Source organism: Roseateles sp. (assembly GCF_019237615.1).
In the GTDB taxonomy this organism is placed as follows: domain Bacteria; phylum Pseudomonadota; class Gammaproteobacteria; order Burkholderiales; family Burkholderiaceae_C; genus Pelomonas.
The window spans coordinates 19,487-34,570 of record NZ_JAFAGT010000086.1 but is presented as its reverse complement, the minus strand read 5'-3'; the positions used below and the strand labels follow the sequence as shown (position 1 = coordinate 34,570).

Here is a 15,084-nt window from a genome sequence, read left to right as displayed (position 1 = left end):
GACCCGCGCATTCTGCCGATGCTGCCAGCCCCTGGTGGGCCGCCGCCGGACAATCGCGGCCATGCCGCAGCCTCCCCGCTGGATCGCCCACCTCGACATGGACGCCTTCTACGCGTCCGTCGAGCTGCTGCGCTATCCGCAGCTCAGGGGCGAGGCGGTCGTCATCGGCGGCCGCAGGGCGGACGCGCCGCGGCAGCTGGAGGACGGCAGCTGGACCTACTCCAGGCTGCGCGACTACACCGGCCGCGGCGTCGTCACGACCAGCACCTACGCCGCCCGAGACCTGGGCGTGTTCTCGGCCATGGGGCTGATGAAGGCCGCGCTGCGCGCGCCCGACGCCGTCCTGCTGCCGGCCGACTTCGAGTCCTACCGCAAGTACTCGCGCCTCTTCAAGGCGGCGGTGGCCGAGGTGGCCCCCGTCATCGAGGACCGCGGCATCGACGAGATCTACATCGACCTGACCGACGTGCCGGGGGTGCGCGACGCCGTGGGCCACGACCCGCTGGGCGGCGTGAAGGCGGTGGCGCGCGAGATCAAGAACTCGGTGGGCCGCGCGACGGGCCTGACCTGCTCCATCGGCATCACGCCCAACAAGCTGCTCAGCAAGATCGCCAGCGAGCTGGACAAGCCCGACGGCATCACGGTGCTGACGCTGGACGACATCCCGCGCCTGATCTGGCCGCTGGGCGTGCGCAAGATCAACGGCATCGGCCCCAAGGCCGGCGACAAGCTCGTCAAGCTGGGACTCGCGACCGTGGGCGACATCGCCGCCGCCGCGCCGCAGTGGCTGGTCGAGCAGTTCGGCGACAGCTATGGCCACTGGCTGCACAACGCCGCCCACGGCCGCGACTCGCGTCCCGTCGTCACGCACAGCGAGCCGGTCTCCATCAGCCGCGAGACCACCTTCGAGCGTGACCTGCACGCCGTGCACGACAAGGCCTTGCTGGGCGGCATCATGGACGATCTGTGCGAAAGCCTCGCCCGCGACCTCGCCGCCAAGCGCTACGCGGGCAAGACGGTGGGCATCAAGCTGCGCTTCGAGGGCTTCGTCACCGTCACGCGCGACCAGACCGTGAAGCAGCCCATCACCAGTGCCGCCGACATCCGCCGCGCCGTGGGCCTGTGCCTCAAGCGCGTCAAGTTCGACAAGCGGCTGCGGCTGATGGGCGTGCGCATCGGCAACCTCGTGCATGCCAGCGAGGTGCCTCCGCCCGCACCGGCGCGTGCGGAGGCCCTGCCCGTGCCCGACAACCTGAGCCTGTTTTGAGCGCCTGGGCCTACACCGTCTCGGTCCGCAGCCTGTGCGAGTTCACCGCCAAGCGCGGCGACCTGGACCGCCGCTTCACGCCTTCGGCCACGGCGCTGGAGGGCCAGGCCGGCCAGCTGGCCGTGCTGGCGCGCCGCTCGCCCGGCTACGAGACCGAGCTGCCGCTGGAAGGCCTGCACGGCCACCTGCGCGTGCGCGGGCGCGCCGACGGCTATGAAGCCGACGTGAACCGGCTGGAGGAGATCAAGACCATCCGCGGCCCGGTCGAACTCATCCCCGAGAACCGCCGCGCGCTGCACTGGGCCCAGCTGGAAACCTACGGTGCCCTGATCGCCGCCGAGCGTGGGCTGGCCGAGCTGGAGCTGGCGCTGGTCTACGTGGACGCCGACACGCAGCGCGAGACCGTGCTGCGCCAGACGCTGACGGCCGCCGCGCTGCAGGCCGGCTTCGAGGCCCGCTGCGTGCAGTTCGAGGCCTGGGCCGCGCAGGAGGCCGCCCACCGCGCCGCGCGCGACGCGGCGCTGAGCCGGCTGCCCTTTCCGCTGGGCGAGCTGCGGCCGGGCCAGCGCCTGCTGGCCGAGGCCGTCTACCGCGCCGCCGCCAACGGCCGCTGCCTGCTGGCCCAGGCCCCCACCGGCATCGGCAAGACACTGGGCACGCTCTACCCGCTGCTGCGCGCCATGCCGGCCCAGGGGCTGGACAAGATCGGCTACATGACCTGCAAGGGCACCGCGCGCCTGACCGCGCTGGACGCGCTGCAGACCCTGCGCGACGCCAGCCCCGGCCTGCCGCTGAGGATGCTCACGCTGGTCGCCAAGGAGCAGGCCTGCGAACACCCCGACAAGGCCTGCCACGGCGCCGCCTGCCCGCTGGCCAGTGGCTTCTACGACCGACTGGACGCCGCCCGCGCCGAGGCCGTGCAGGCGGCCTGGCTGGATCCCGCCGCCCAGCGCCGCATCGCGCTGCGCCACGGCATCTGCCCCTACTACCTGGGCCAGGAGCTGCTGCGCTGGGCCGACGTCGTCGTCGGCGATGTGCACCATGCCTTCGACCCGCACGGCCAGCTCTATGGCCTGGCCCAGTCCCAGGGCTGGAAGCTGGCGCTGCTGGTGGACGAGGCGCACAACCTCATCGACCGCACGCGCGACATGTACAGCACCCAGCTGAGCCTGGCCCGCGTGCGCGAGGCGCTGGCCGCTGCGCCGGTGAGCCTGCGCGCGCCGCTGCGCCGGCTGGCCGCCGAACTCGTCGACCTGGGCCGCGCTCAGAGCAGCGACTACGAAGCCCTGACCGAGGTTCCCGACGACCTCGCCGAGGCGCTGCAGCGCGTCAACACGACCCTGGGCGAGCATGTGCAGAACCACCCGCTCGACGTGGGCCCCATGCTGCAGTTCTATTTCGAGGTGCTGGGGCTGCAGCGCCTGCTGGACCGCCTGGGCACCCATTCGCTATGCGACCTGCAGCGCAGCGCGCGCCAGACCTCGCCGGCGGACGCGCCCGCCAACCTCTCGCTGCTGGAGGACGACGCGGGCGACGGCCGCGACGTGCTGCTGTCCATCCGCAACCTCGTGCCCGGCGCCTTCTTGAAGGAGCGCTTCGAGGGCTGCCACAGCGTCACGCTGTTCTCGGCGACGCTGGGCCCGCCGGACTACCCCCGCCAGCTGCTGGGACTGCCCGAGGACACCGCCTGGATCGACGTGCCCGCGCCCTTCCCGCCCGAGCACCTCAGCGTGCGCGTGGCCGGCCTGTCCACCCGCTTCGACCACCGCCAGGCCTCGCTGAACGCGCTGGTGGACCTGCTTGCCGCGCAGTTCGCCGAGCATCCGGGCAACTACCTCGCCTTCTTCAGCAGCTTCGACTACCTGGAGCAGGCCTCCCAGCGGCTGGCCCTGCGCCACCCCGAGGTGCCGCAATGGAGCCAGGCCCGCGCCATGGGCGACGCCGCGCGCCGCGCCTTCCTCGGCCGCTTCGTGGAAGACGGCCGCGGCATAGGCTTCGCCGTGCTGGGAGGCGCCTTCGCCGAAGGCGTGGACCTGCCCGGCACCCGCCTCATCGGCGCCTTCATCGCCACGCTGGGCCTGCCGCCTGTGTCGCCCCTGCAGGACCGTGTGCGCGAGCGGCTGGACGCGATGTTCGGCGCCGACCATGGCTACGCCGACCTCGTGCCCGGCCTGCAGAAGGTCGTGCAGGCGGCCGGCCGCGTGCTGCGCTCGGTGGACGACCGCGGCTGGGTCTGGCTGCTGGACCAGCGCTACCGCCGCCCGGAGGTGCGGGCACTGCTGCCGGCCTGGTGGCAGCTTTGACCGGGACTGACGCTGCGCCCCGGCACCGCGCCGTTATGAAAGCTGTCGACCGGCTTTACACGCGCTTCGCCGAGCCACCGCAAGTCATTGATAAAGCTAACGTTTTTTTCATGGCACGCAAGCTGCATTCGCCCACCTCCGCCGGCATTTCCGACCTGGCAAAGGAGGCAAGATGAAGTTCGCTCGTCAAACTCTCGCCGTCGCCGCCCTGGCCGCGGCCAGCTTCGCGACCATCGCCGCACCGGTGCGATACACCTTCACCAGTGATCTCGCGCCCGTCTCGCCCAACTCGGGCAGCAACTTCGGCGGCTACGTGGAGTTCGACGATTCGCTGCTGGCCGCGAACGCCGTGATCGCGGTGTCGTCGTTCTCGGACTGGGCCTTCAGCTGGGGCACCAACTTCAGCTATGGCCCGTCGAACTCGACGTTCGCGACGGGCTTCACGATCTTCCAGCTCGGCGCGAGCCTGGAGGTGACCGTGGCCGACCTGTGCTTCTCGCCCAGCGGCGTTTGCGACACCGCCAACCACCCGGCGGCGCGCATCGGCGCCCACGGCGTTGCCGCGACCTACAACGCCAGCGGCAGCCAGGATGTTGCCGCCGGCTCGTGGTCCGGCCCCAGCAACCCGTTGCCCGAGCCGGGCTCCCTGGCGCTGGCCGGCCTGGCGCTGGCCGGCCTTGCGTTCGGGCGACGCCGGCACGGCTGACCGCAAGCCCCCGTCCGAGCAGCAGAGGCCCACGGCAGCGGGCCTGCGACTTTGCGCAGGGTTCTACTGCGCAAATGGCCCAAAAATGCCCTGAAGGCCAAGCGCTTTCCTGGACGGCAACCAGCGGCTGGCCCTACCAGCGATCGGCTTCCTGGGCTCCTGCGCAGACCGCATCAACGACGCGCCCTGCCGCGACGTCGCCCGGGCCTGCATGGCAGGCAATGCCGGCGTTGCCTGTCGCACCTGCCGGACGCAGGACTTCGGCAGCGTGCACTGAGCAGGATTCGGCAAGAGCAAAGCCGCGAAGCAAGCCGTTCAGACTCGCCTTCGCGGCTTGCTGCCCCAATGAAGGGGTCAGGCCTTGCGGGTCTTGGCGCGGCGGGCGGCGCAGGCGCCGACCAGGGCCAGCCCGACCAGGGCGGCCGCATCAGGCTCGGGCAACTGGTTGCCGGCGCCGATCTGGAAGGTGATGAACTCGCCAGTCTGCGCATCGGTCACCGTGTAGGTGCCGACAGCCATGCGCATCGAAGCGAACGAGGCGCTGCGAAAGGTCCAGTTCTGGTCAGGCGACCAGAGCCAGCCTTGGAGGTCTTCACGCCCGATGCCCAGGCCCGGAATCTGCGCGCCGCTGGGACTGCCGACATAAGTCGTGAAGGCCTTGTGGCCGCTGTTGACCGTCGTGCCGAAGCTCGAAGCGGACCACGGGCCATTCGCAGAGGCCCAGGGCGAATAGTCGGTGCCGTCGTGGAAGCCGAAGGACATGTTGATTTCGCCGACGCTCGCACCGCCCATGATGTCGTGATTGCCGTTCTCTTCGACGCCCGTCCCCCCCCACATGAACACCCTCGGCATCAGCACCAGCTTGCTGGTGTCGATGGTGCCGGAGGAGTTCATGACCACGTTGCCATCGGACTCGGTGAACTTGAAGACGATGCCGGCGTTCGCGGCGGTGCTCAGAGACGCCGCCAGTGCTGCTGCAGCGAAAGGGAAAGTGATCTTCATTGTGGTTCTCCTCAAAATGAGGATCCCCGGAAGCAATCCCCATGCCACCGAACCATCTTCTTTGGAAATCAATGACTTGGTCGTGATTGCCTTGTTTTTCATGGCTATCGATGTAAATTTCTTTGACATTCATCGAGTACCCGACTCAGGGGGGTGAACAAAGAATCTTTCGACCCGCTGAATCCAAAAGCCGCGGCCGGTCGCTCCAAGGAAGGACCATCCACCCGTTTTCAAGGAGCCGCCCGTGATGTTCGACATCCAGTCCGCCCTGCCGCTGTTCATTCCCATCCTGGCGATGTTCATTCCCATCATCGCCATCCTGTCGCACTACATCGGCAAGGCACACAGCGAGCGCCAGCGCCACGAGACCATTCGCGAGCTGGCCCGGGCAGGCCAACCCATCCCGCCCGAGTTGCTGGCCGATGTGCAGGACAGCGACTGGCGGCGCGCTCGCCGCGACCAGGCCAACCCCAACCGCATCCTGGTGCCCGCCGTCATCAACATCGGCGTGGGCCTGGGCCTGATGGGCATGTTCTCGCTGATGATGCCGGGCGCCTGGCTCTGGAGCATCGGCCTGCTGCCGCTGTTCATCGGCATCGGCCTGGTGCTGTACTGGGCCGTCGAGCGCAAGCAACCGCAGCAGCCGTGACGCCTGGCGCCTGCGTCGCACCGGCCGAGGCCGGCCTGGTGGCCCGCGCGGCCGCCGGCGACCGCGCGGCCTTTGCCACCCTCGTGCAGGCCCACCAGGGCTATCTGCGCAAGCTGCTCGGTCGCGTCTGCCGCGGCGACCAGGGCCGCGCCGACGACCTCGCCCAGGAGGCCTTCGTGCGCGCCTGGCGCGCCCTGCCCGGCTTCCGCGGCGAGGCGCGCTTTCGCACCTGGCTGACGCGGCTGGCCTACTCCGCGCTGTCCGCAGAGCGCCCGGCCCTGCCGCTGGTGGACGACGCGCCCCCCGACCCCGACGCGCAGGATGACTTCGCCCCGGGCGCCGACTGGCGCATCGACCTCGACCGCGCGCTGGCCGGGCTGGGCGAGGCCCAGCGCCACGCGCTGCTGCTGTGCTACGGCGCCGACCTCAGCCACGCCGAGGCCGCCCAGGTGCTGGGTTGGCCGCTGGGCACGCTCAAGACCCAGGTGCTGCGCGCCAAGGCGCGGCTGCGCAAGCAACTGGGCGCCTGGGAGACCACGCCATGAATGATTTCGACGATGACGCCTCCTTTGACGATGCGCTGCGGCAGCGGCTGCAAGATGGCGGCGAGCCCGACGACGCCGGGTTCAGCCTGCGGGTGATGGCGGCGCTGCCGCCGCCCGTGGCAGCACAGCAGTGCCGCCGCGCGCGCTGGGTCCGAAGGGTGCAATGGGCGGCGATCGGCACGGCCGCCTGCGGGGCGACGGCGCTGCTGGCCGGTGCCGGCGGCCCGTTGGACATGCCGCATGCGCTGGCGGTGGCGGCACTGATGGGGCTGCTGGCCTTCTGGTCGATTCCGAGCCGGTGGAGCCGGGGCTGAGGCGGGCGGCGGCGCCAGGGGCTGCCTAGCCAGGCATCGGGCCGATGCCAAGATCCAGCCGCAGCTTCTTCGGCAGCTTCGCCGCCACCAGCTCATGCGAGCGCCTCACCAGCGCCTTCAGCTCCGACAGCGGCAGGGCCTTGGCATCCTCCACCGCCACCCAGTGATACCTGGCCGCATACGGCGCCGGCTTGAAGCCGGGCAGGCCGGTCAGCTCCAGAAACCGGTGCGCATCCACCTTGAAGCTGCAATGCGTCCATAGCCCCGGATGCGGCCCACCGACGAAGAACATCTTGCCGCCGACGCTGGCGACCCAGTCGGCGCCCCATTTGATGTCCTGGGTGGCGCCCGGCAATGCCATGGCGGATTCGGCGAGAGCGGCAAAACCCATGATGCGGTGACCGGGCGAGCAAGCGGGAAGCCCATTGTGCCCAGGCCACCGCGGCTGCCGGCAGGAGCGAGTTCGCCAACTTTTTCACGCCAGCGGCGCACATCCGGGCGATTCGCCGTCCCACTGCAGGCCCTGCGGCGGGGCTGCCAGAGAATCGGCTGCTACGCCTCGTAGAGCCCGGCGCCCCGCGCCCGTCACGACCTGCTTGCCGGATGAACTCCCCAGACCTGGGCGCCGACCCGGCCCCGCTCGCCGCGACACCAGTCCTCAATCCCTTGCAGCATGGGCTGGCCCTGTTCCAGGCCACGCCGCCGGACCATGCGCACGCCGCCCGCTGGTTCCGCGCCGCGGCCGACGCTGGCGACGCCGACGGCCTGGCCATGCTGGGGCTGTGCCAGCTCGAAGGCCTGGGACTGCCGGCCGACCCGGTGCAGGCACGCTCGCTGCTGGAGCTGGCGGCGGCGCGCGGCAGCGCCATCGGGCACTTCCAGCTCGGGCGGGCGCTGTTGACCGCCCGAGGCGGCCCCGGCGACGAGGAGCGCGGCCTCTGGGCCTATGTGGCGGCGGCGGCCCAGGGCCATGCCGAGGCCTCATTCAACCTTGCCAACTGCCTGCATGCCGGCGTCGGCTGCCTGCCCGACCGCCTCGCCGCAAAGGCCCTGTACCTTCGCAGCCGGGCGCTCGGCTGCCCGCTGCGCCCGCAGGGCGTGCTGGTGCAGCAGCGCGAACTGAAGGTGGTCCGCGCGCTGGCCCAGCGCTTCGCCGACCCGGACCAGCTGCTCTACCTGGTGCGCGAGCGCCAGCAGGAACTGGCCTTGCTGCAAGCGATTGCGCAGCCCCAGCCGCGCAACAGCCGCGGCACCACCGAAACCAGGCTCAGGCCCTGGCGGCTGGCCGCGGGCGTCGTCGCGGCCATGGCCGGCACGCTGGGGCAATATCTGCGTCCCGGGTCCGGCGATGCCGGCCCGACGACGATCAACTTCTGATGTCCGACCGCCCCATCCGCCTGCCCTCGCTCGACGCCCTGCTGGCCTTCGACGCGGTCGCGCGCGCGGGCAGCTTCGAGGCCGCGGCGACCGAGCTGGCGCTGACTGCCAGCGCCGTGGCCAAGCGCGTGGCCGGACTGGAGGAGAGGCTGGACCGCCCCCTCTTCGTGCGCCAGTCGGCCAGGGGCCTGAGCCTGACGCCGGCCGGCCACGAATACCTGCCCCAGGTGCGCCAGGCCCTGGCGCTGCTGCAGGCCATGCCGCTGCATCAGCGCGCCGGTCCGCGGCGCGAGCGGCTGCGGGTGACGTCCACGCCCACCTTCGCGCGCCAGTTGCTGGTGCCCGCCCTGCCCGGCTTCACGACGGCCCACCCGCAGGTCGAGCTGGAGCTGACGCTGTCGGTGCCTCTGCTGGACGAGGGGGACGCCGGTGCCGACCTGGAGATCCGCCACGGCGCCGTGCCGGATGACATTGCCGCCGACGCGGTGCTGCTGCGCGACCGCCTGACGCCGTTGGCCGCGCCGACGCTGCTGGCGGGCCGCCCGCCCCTGCGCGCACCCGCCGACCTGCTGGCCCTGCCGCTGCTGCGCACGCCGCTGCAGCCCTGGGCGCCCTGGCTGCGCGCCGCCGGCCTGCCCGACGTGCCCGAGCCCGAGGCCGGCCCGCGCTTCGTGGACCTGGGCCTGACGCTGGCCGCCGCGCTTGCCGGCCAGGGCGTGGCGCTGGCCCGGCTCAGCCTGGCCCGCCACGAGCTGGCCGAGGGCCGCCTGGTTCAGCCCTTCGCTCTGGCCGTGCCGGCCGAGCGCCACTACGGCCTGGTGCGCCACCGCGCCAGCCCGGCGGCCGAGGCCTTCGCCGAATGGCTGCACGCGCACTGCCGCGCGGTGGAGGCGGCATAGGCGGAAAACTCTTCCGCCGCGGGCCGAGGTTTTTTCCGGGGCAGCGGGCGCGGCGCGGGCCTAGCATCACGGCCTGACCCCAACCGCTGCCGCACCGCCATGCCCGTCATCACCTGCATCGAAGACCTGCGCCAACTCGCCGAGAAGCGCGTGCCGCGCATGTTCTACGACTACGCCGACTCCGGCTCCTGGACGGAGACGACCTACCGCGCCAACGAGAGCGACTTCCAGGCCATCAAGCTGCGCCAGCGCGTCGCCGTCAACATGGAAGGCCGCAGCACGGCCGTGAAGATGATCGGCCAGGATGCCAGGATGCCCGTGGCCATCGCGCCCGTGGGCCTGACCGGCATGCAGCATGCCGACGGCGAGATCCACGCCGCGCGCGCCGCCGAGAAGTTCGGCATCCCCTTCACGCTGTCGACGATGAGCATCTGCTCCATCGAGGACATCGCCGAGCACACCTCGGCACCGTTCTGGTTCCAGCTCTACATGATGCGCGACCGTGACGCGATGGCCCGCATGATCGAGCGCTGCAAGGCCGCGAAGTGCTCGGCCCTGGTGCTGACGCTGGACCTGCAGGTCATCGGCCAGCGGCACAAGGACCTGAAGAACGGCCTCACCGCGCCGCCGCGGCCCACGCTGGGCAACATCCTCAACCTGATGACCAAGCCACGCTGGTGCCTGGGCATGGCGGCCACGCGCCGCCACACCTTCCGCAACCTGGTGGGCCATGTGAAGGGCGTCAGCGACATGCGCTCGCTGTCGGCCTGGACCAACGAGCAGTTCGACCCGCGCCTGTCCTGGGCCGACATCGCCTGGGTCAAGGCGCAATGGGGCGGCAAGCTGATCCTGAAGGGCATCATGGACGCGGAGGATGCCAAGCTGGCCGTGCGGGCCGGCGCCGACGCCATCGTCGTCAGCAACCACGGCGGGCGGCAGCTGGACGGCGCGCCCAGCAGCATCCATGCGCTGCCGGCCATCGTGGCCGAGGTGGGCTCGCAGATCGAGGTCTGGATGGACGGTGGCATACGCTCCGGCCAGGATGTGCTCAAGGCCTGGGCCCTGGGCGCCAAGGGCACCATGATCGGCCGCGCGATGGCCTATGGCCTGGGCGCGATGGGCGAGGAAGGCGTCGCCAAGGCGCTGGCCATCCTGCACAAGGAGCTTGACGTGACCATGGCCTTCTGCGGCCACACCCAGCTCGCCAACGTGACGCGCGACATCCTCGTGCCGGGCACCTACCCGACGGCCTGAAGCGGCCTCAGCCCGCGCCGGGCGGCACGTCGTCGTCCCGTCGGGCGTGATAGCCCGTGGCGCCCGCCTTCCAGTACGCCGCCACCTTCATCGCCGCCTTGGGATGGCCCTTCTCGCGCAACAGGATGTCGCGCAGCATGGCCATCGGCTGCGCCTCGCCGGCGCACCAGACAAAGCCCTCGCCCGACGGCAGCCGCAGCGCCCGCAAGGCCTCGGCCAAGGCCAGCAACGTGTCGAAGCAGCATGGCACGGCCCGCGTGGCGACGGGCGCTTCGGGCATGAGCAGCAGTTGGACGCGACGTTCAGCGAGCTGGTGGCGCGCAGCGGTCGCGACAAGGCACAGATCGCCCGCCTCATCGCCGGGCTCAAGGAGCGCGGCCTGCTGCTGGCCCAGCCCGATCCCAGGACCGTCGCGTCCAGCGGCTCTTCCTGTCGCCGGAGAGCGCCGCCGCGCTGCAGGGCCTCGGCGCTGCCGAGTGCCGTCAGCGGATGGGCCTGCTGGCACGGGTGCGCGCCAACCTGGACACCGCTGCGGACTGAGCGTCAGCCGCCGGCGCGTGCGCCCGTCATGATGATGGCCATGCCCAGCAGGCAGACGCCGACGCCCACCCAGTCCGTCGACGTGGGGCGGACCCGGTCCACCAGCATCAGCCAGGCCATGGCCGTGCCGATGTAGACGCCGCCATAGGCCGCATACACCCGGCCGGTGGCCGTGGGATGCAGCGACAGCAGCCAGGCGAACAGCGCCAGACTGGCCGCACCGGGCAGCAGCAGCCAGGCCGACCCGCCCTGGCGCAGCCACAGCCAGGGCAGATAGCAGCCGACGATCTCCGCCAGCGCGGTGAGCACAAAGAGACCGAAGGTCTTGAGCAGGTCCATGGCGCCGCATTGTCCGGCGCGCGGCGTCAGGCCCGCCGCGGCCGGCCGCGCAGCGGCTTCAGCAGCTCGCCCAGCGCGTTGTGGTCGATCTCGTACATCAGCGCAAGCAGCCGGCCGATCTCGCCCCTGGGAAAGCCCTCGCGGGCGAACCAGGCAAGGTAGTTGCCCGGCAGGTCGGCGATCAGCGTGCCCTGGTGCTTGCCGAAGGGCATCTCGGTGGACACCAGCTTGAGCAGGTCCTCGGGGTTCATCTGGACGTCAAAGCCATTGCAGGCGCTTGAAGCGCCAGTACAGCGCGCCGCTGACCAGCGCGATGGTGCCCAGCGCCATGGGGTAGCCGAAAGCCCACTTCAGCTCGGGCATGGTCTCGAAGTTCATGCCCCAGATGCCGGCCAGCGCGGTGGACGCGGCGAAGATGGCTGCCCAGGCCGCAAGCCGCTTGGTGACCAGGGACTCGTCGATGGCGACCAGCGTCAGGTTGACCTGGGTCGCGGCGATGATGGTTTCGCGCGCGGCGTCGACGCCGGCCTGGATGCGCAGCAGGTGGTCGTAGACGTCGCGGAAGTAGTCCGGCATGGCCTTGCAGACGCCCGGCACCCGCCCGCCGTGCAGCTTGGCCGACACCTCCAGCAGGGGCGTCACCGCATGGCGCAGCGTGGCCAGGCGCTGCTTCAGCCCGAACAGCTGCTGCACGACGGCCTGGCGGTCCTGGCGCGGCTGGAACATCGTGGCCTCCAGCGCCTCCAGCTCGGCCTCGACGGCGTCCATGTGGGGGAAGTAGCGGTCCACCACGGCGTCCATCAACGCGTAGAAGACGAAGCCCGGCCCCTGCCGCAGCAGCTCGGGCTCGCGCTCGGCGCGGTCGCGCACACCCAGGAAGCCCTGGGCGCTGCGATGGCGCACCGAGACGATGAAGCGCGGGCCGACGAAGACATGCACCTCGCCCACCTCCAGCCCTTCCGGGCCGGCCTCCAGCAGGTGCATGGCGGCGAACAGCATGTCACCGTACTCCTCCAGCTTGGGGCGCTGGTGCCCCTTGCGGGCGTCCTCGACGGCCAGTGGCGGCAGGTCCAGCTCGCGCTGCAGCAGGTCCAGCTCGTCGTTGCCCGGGTCGCGCAGAGCGATCCAGACGAAGCCGCTCTGACGCTGCAGCGCCTCGGAGACGCCCTCCAGGCCCGGTTCGGCCACGACGCGGCCGTCCTCGTACACGACGCTGTTGATCAGCACGGCCGTCGGCCTCTCAGGACTTGGGCAGCGCGAGCTGGGCGAGGTCGATGCCGCGCTCCCGGGCGATGGCCTCCAGCACCGGCAGCAACGGGCCCAGCTTCTCGTCCAGCGCGTCGCGCACCGTGTCGACGACGACCTGGGTGCTGCGCTCGATCTCGATGTGGGCAGCGTCGCCCACGACCTTGTCGCCGAAGGTGGTCATGCGCAGCGTCTCGGGGATGAGCCAGACCTCGAACCAGCCCGAGCCGTCGCGCTCGCGCCGGGCCTCGGCGACGGTCAGGCTGCAGCCGTTGACGCCCACATAGCCCTTGGCGAAGACATAGCGCATCCACGGCGCGGGCAGCGCGAAGCGGATGACATGGTTGTTGTCGGGCCGGCGGATCTCGGCGATGCGGGCCGACACGTCGACATGGCCGGACAAGGGGTGGCCGCCGATCTCGACCCCCTCCCTGGCCGCACGCTCCACGTTCAGGCCTGAGCCGGCCTGCAAGCCCCCCAGCGTCGTGAGGTTCAGCGTCTGCGCCATCACGTCGAAGCTCGCCACGCCGGGCGCGGGCCGCTCGGTGACGGTCAGGCAGACGCCATCGCATGACACGCTGGCGCCAATGGCCAGTTCGGCGTCGAAGCCGTCGGGAAACCTCAGCTCCAGCGTGTGCAGGCCCTCGCGGGCCGTGATGGACTCGACGCGGGCCACGCCCTGGACGATGCCGGTGAACATCAGCGGCCTCCCTTCGCAGCGAAGGCGTCGGCCGAGAAGCCCAGCGTCAGGCTGCCGTCGGCCCAGCGCACCACGGGACGCTTGATGACGCTCGGCTCGGCCAGCATCAGCGCGGTGGCCGAGGCATCGTCCACCACGGCCGCCTTGGCAGCATCGTCGAGCTTGCGCCAGGTGGTGCCGGCGCGGTTGATGAGCTTGTCGCGGCCCAGGGCCTGCAGCCAGGCCGGCAGCTCGGCGACCGGGACGCCCTGCTTCTTGAAATCGTGGAACGCGACCTCCAGGCCCTGGCCGGCCAGCCAGGTGCGGGCCTTCTTGACGGTGTCGCAGTTGGGGATGCCGTAGACGGTGATCATGGCCGTCACCGTACCATGAGCCCATGATCGACTGGCTGGACGAGGACTCCCTGGATTTCCCGCCGAGCGCCCGCGCGCTCGGCCCCGAGACCGACGCCCCCGGCCTGCTGGCCGCCGGCGGCACGCTGACCCCGGAGCGGCTGGCCGCCGCCTACCGGCGCGGCATCTTCCCCTGGTACGGCCCCGGCCAGCCGCCGCTGTGGTGGGCGCCCGACCCACGCATGGTGCTGCAGACGGCAGGCTTCAAGCTGTCGCGCTCGCTGCGCAAGACGGTGCAGCGCTTTGCCGTCACGCCCGGCTGCGAGATCCGCATCGACTTCGACCGCGCCGCCGTGCTGCGGGCCTGCGCCGACGCGCCGCGCGAGGGCCAGTCGGGCACCTGGATCGTGCCCGAGCTGCAGGCGGCCTACCTGGCCTGGCCCGCCATGCACAGCGTCGAGACCTGGGTGGACGGCGAACTGGTCGGCGGCCTGTACGGCATCAACCTGGGACGCATGTTCTATGGCGAATCGATGTTCATGCGCCGCACCGACGCCTCCAAGATCGCGCTGTGCGCCCTGATCTGCCTGTGCCGGGAGTTCGGCATCCCCTGGATAGACTGCCAGCAGAACACTCGCCACCTGGCGTCGCTGGGCGCCGCCGAAGTCCCGAGAAGCCAGTTCGAGGCCCACCTCGCCGCCCATGTGGACCAAGCCACGCCGGGGCCGTGGACCTATCATCCGGCGTACTGGCACCGGCTGCTGACCCCAACGTGACCCACCCCAAAGAACTGCCCCTCGCGCAGATCCAGTTCTATGCCACGGCCGCCTACCCGTGCAGCTACCTCATGGGCCGGCAGGCACGCTCGCAGGTGGCCACGCCCAGCCACCTGATCCACGCCGACGCCTACTCCAACCTTGTCGCCGCGGGCTTCCGCCGCAGCGGCCTGTTCACCTACCGCCCCTACTGCGACCAGTGCCGCGCCTGCATTGCGTTGCGCGTGCCGGTGGAGCGTTTCGAGGCCAGCCGCTCCCAGCGCCGTGCCTGGAAGGCCCACCGCCACCTGCAGGCCAAGGTGATGCGCCTGGGCTATTCGCCCGAGCACTACGCCCTGTACCTGCGCTACCAGGCCGGCCGGCACAGCGGCGGTGGCATGGACCACGACAGCGTGGACCAGTACACCCAGTTCCTGCTGCAGTCGCGCATCAACTCCCGCCTGGTGGAGTTCCGCGAGCCCATGCCCGACGGCAGCCTGGCGCTGCGCATGGTGTCCATCCTGGACATCCTCAGCGACGGCCTGTCGGCGGTCTACACCTTCTACGATCCCGACGTGCAAGGCAGCCTGGGCACCTACGGCGTGCTGTGGCAGATCCAGCAGGCCAGGGAGCTGAAACTCAGCCACCTCTACCTCGGCTACTGGATCGCGGAGAGTCCCAAGATGGCCTACAAGGCCGGCTTCAGGCCGCACCAGATCCTGCAGAACGGCGTCTGGGTGGACGCTGACTGAACGCCCCGCGTTCCGTGAGGGCGGCCCGCGCCCCTGGCAAGCCGATCGATCAGCTGCGCCGGCATGCTGGAGTTCGGACACTCAACGCTCGAGCTCGGTGGCCGC

The 15,084-nt window shown here is 70.8% G+C and carries 20 protein-coding genes; 12 read left to right on the top strand and 8 right to left on the bottom strand.

What is annotated here, in order from left to right:
- The first annotated feature begins 61 nt into the window (after positions 1-61).
- The 4 genes from JOY88_RS18100 to JOY88_RS18085 are packed head-to-tail and all read left to right on the top strand — an operon-like array spanning position 62 to position 4,276.
- Complete coding sequence (locus JOY88_RS18100) at positions 62-1,267, top strand: DNA polymerase Y family protein (protein ID WP_293504032.1); 1,206 nt, start codon at positions 62-64, stop codon at positions 1,265-1,267.
- A complete protein-coding gene (locus JOY88_RS18095; protein WP_293504031.1) occupies positions 1,264-3,570 on the top strand; it encodes an ATP-dependent DNA helicase in 2,307 nt (768 codons plus the stop codon). Before JOY88_RS18100 ends, JOY88_RS18095 begins: the two co-directional genes overlap by 4 nt.
- 35 nt (positions 3,571-3,605) lie before the next feature.
- Positions 3,606-3,746, top strand: coding sequence for a hypothetical protein (locus tag JOY88_RS18090; protein ID WP_293504030.1), 141 nt, complete (start codon positions 3,606-3,608; stop codon positions 3,744-3,746).
- Positions 3,743-4,276 carry a PEP-CTERM sorting domain-containing protein gene (locus JOY88_RS18085; protein ID WP_293504029.1) on the top strand — a complete coding sequence of 178 codons (534 nt, stop codon included), beginning with the start codon at positions 3,743-3,745 and terminating at the stop codon, positions 4,274-4,276. The genes JOY88_RS18090 and JOY88_RS18085 overlap by 4 nt, the downstream gene beginning before the upstream one ends.
- A gap of 354 nt (positions 4,277-4,630) precedes the next feature.
- Here JOY88_RS18085 and JOY88_RS18080 read toward each other — a convergent pair whose 3' ends face one another.
- Positions 4,631-5,380 carry a hypothetical protein gene (locus tag JOY88_RS18080; RefSeq protein WP_293504028.1) on the bottom strand — a complete coding sequence of 250 codons (750 nt, stop codon included), beginning with the start codon at positions 5,378-5,380 and terminating at the stop codon, positions 4,631-4,633.
- Positions 5,381-5,525: 145 nt separating this feature from the next.
- On the opposite strand from JOY88_RS18080, the gene JOY88_RS18075 reads away from it, so the two are divergent.
- The 3 genes from JOY88_RS18075 to JOY88_RS18065 are packed head-to-tail and all read left to right on the top strand — an operon-like array spanning position 5,526 to position 6,786.
- Positions 5,526-5,927 (top strand): DUF6249 domain-containing protein, encoded by a 402-nt coding sequence (locus JOY88_RS18075; RefSeq protein ID WP_293504027.1) that lies wholly within the window; start codon positions 5,526-5,528, stop codon positions 5,925-5,927.
- The gene (locus tag JOY88_RS18070) at positions 5,924-6,472 is read left to right on the top strand and encodes an RNA polymerase sigma factor (RefSeq protein ID WP_293504026.1); all 549 of its coding nucleotides are present in this window, start codon (positions 5,924-5,926) and stop codon (positions 6,470-6,472) included. Before JOY88_RS18075 ends, JOY88_RS18070 begins: the two co-directional genes overlap by 4 nt.
- Positions 6,469-6,786 carry a hypothetical protein gene (locus JOY88_RS18065; protein WP_293504025.1) on the top strand — a complete coding sequence of 106 codons (318 nt, stop codon included), beginning with the start codon at positions 6,469-6,471 and terminating at the stop codon, positions 6,784-6,786. The genes JOY88_RS18070 and JOY88_RS18065 overlap by 4 nt, the downstream gene beginning before the upstream one ends.
- Before the next feature lie 25 nt (positions 6,787-6,811).
- Here JOY88_RS18065 and JOY88_RS18060 read toward each other — a convergent pair whose 3' ends face one another.
- Complete coding sequence (locus JOY88_RS18060; RefSeq protein ID WP_293504024.1) at positions 6,812-7,147, bottom strand: MmcQ/YjbR family DNA-binding protein; 336 nt, start codon at positions 7,145-7,147, stop codon at positions 6,812-6,814.
- Positions 7,148-7,389: 242 nt separating this feature from the next.
- Between JOY88_RS18060 and JOY88_RS18055 the strand changes: the two genes are divergently transcribed.
- The 3 genes from JOY88_RS18055 (at position 7,390) to JOY88_RS18045 (ending at position 10,316) form a co-directional block, all read left to right on the top strand.
- Positions 7,390-8,163: a tetratricopeptide repeat protein gene (locus JOY88_RS18055; protein WP_293504023.1), complete on the top strand. Its 774-nt coding sequence runs from the start codon at positions 7,390-7,392 to the stop codon at positions 8,161-8,163.
- Entirely contained in the window at positions 8,163-9,062 is a 900-nt protein-coding gene (locus JOY88_RS18050; RefSeq protein ID WP_293504022.1) for a LysR substrate-binding domain-containing protein, read from the top strand. Before JOY88_RS18055 ends, JOY88_RS18050 begins: the two co-directional genes overlap by 1 nt.
- A gap of 99 nt (positions 9,063-9,161) precedes the next feature.
- On the top strand, positions 9,162-10,316 hold the full coding sequence (locus JOY88_RS18045) for an alpha-hydroxy acid oxidase (protein ID WP_293504021.1): 1,155 nt from the start codon (positions 9,162-9,164) through the stop codon (positions 10,314-10,316).
- Between the two features lie 7 nt (positions 10,317-10,323).
- On the opposite strand, the gene JOY88_RS18040 is transcribed toward JOY88_RS18045, so the two are convergent.
- The 6 genes from JOY88_RS18040 to JOY88_RS18015 all read right to left on the bottom strand — a co-directional run bounded on the left by JOY88_RS18040 (position 10,324) and on the right by JOY88_RS18015 (position 13,493).
- Entirely contained in the window at positions 10,324-10,596 is a 273-nt protein-coding gene (locus JOY88_RS18040) for an SIP domain-containing protein (RefSeq protein WP_293504020.1), read from the bottom strand.
- A gap of 263 nt (positions 10,597-10,859) precedes the next feature.
- Entirely contained in the window at positions 10,860-11,195 is a 336-nt protein-coding gene (locus tag JOY88_RS18035; protein WP_293504019.1) for a YnfA family protein, read from the bottom strand.
- 26 nt (positions 11,196-11,221) lie between these two features.
- Positions 11,222-11,446 (bottom strand): DUF3820 family protein, encoded by a 225-nt coding sequence (locus JOY88_RS18030; protein WP_293504018.1) that lies wholly within the window; start codon positions 11,444-11,446, stop codon positions 11,222-11,224.
- A gap of 7 nt (positions 11,447-11,453) precedes the next feature.
- A complete protein-coding gene (locus tag JOY88_RS18025) occupies positions 11,454-12,422 on the bottom strand; it encodes a magnesium and cobalt transport protein CorA (RefSeq protein WP_293504017.1) in 969 nt (322 codons plus the stop codon).
- A 13-nt stretch (positions 12,423-12,435) separates the two neighbouring features.
- A complete protein-coding gene (locus tag JOY88_RS18020) occupies positions 12,436-13,140 on the bottom strand; it encodes a riboflavin synthase subunit alpha (protein ID WP_293504016.1) in 705 nt (234 codons plus the stop codon).
- Entirely contained in the window at positions 13,140-13,493 is a 354-nt protein-coding gene (locus tag JOY88_RS18015; protein WP_293504015.1) for a Spx/MgsR family RNA polymerase-binding regulatory protein, read from the bottom strand. Before JOY88_RS18015 ends, JOY88_RS18020 begins: the two co-directional genes overlap by 1 nt.
- 23 nt (positions 13,494-13,516) lie before the next feature.
- Between JOY88_RS18015 and JOY88_RS18010 the strand changes: the two genes are divergently transcribed.
- Both JOY88_RS18010 and JOY88_RS18005 read left to right on the top strand, forming a co-directional pair.
- The gene (locus tag JOY88_RS18010) at positions 13,517-14,248 is read left to right on the top strand and encodes a leucyl/phenylalanyl-tRNA--protein transferase (RefSeq protein ID WP_293504014.1); all 732 of its coding nucleotides are present in this window, start codon (positions 13,517-13,519) and stop codon (positions 14,246-14,248) included.
- Positions 14,245-14,979, top strand: a complete 735-nt coding sequence (locus JOY88_RS18005; protein ID WP_293504013.1) for an arginyltransferase — start codon at positions 14,245-14,247, stop codon at positions 14,977-14,979. Before JOY88_RS18010 ends, JOY88_RS18005 begins: the two co-directional genes overlap by 4 nt.
- The last annotated feature ends 105 nt before the right edge of the window (positions 14,980-15,084 follow it).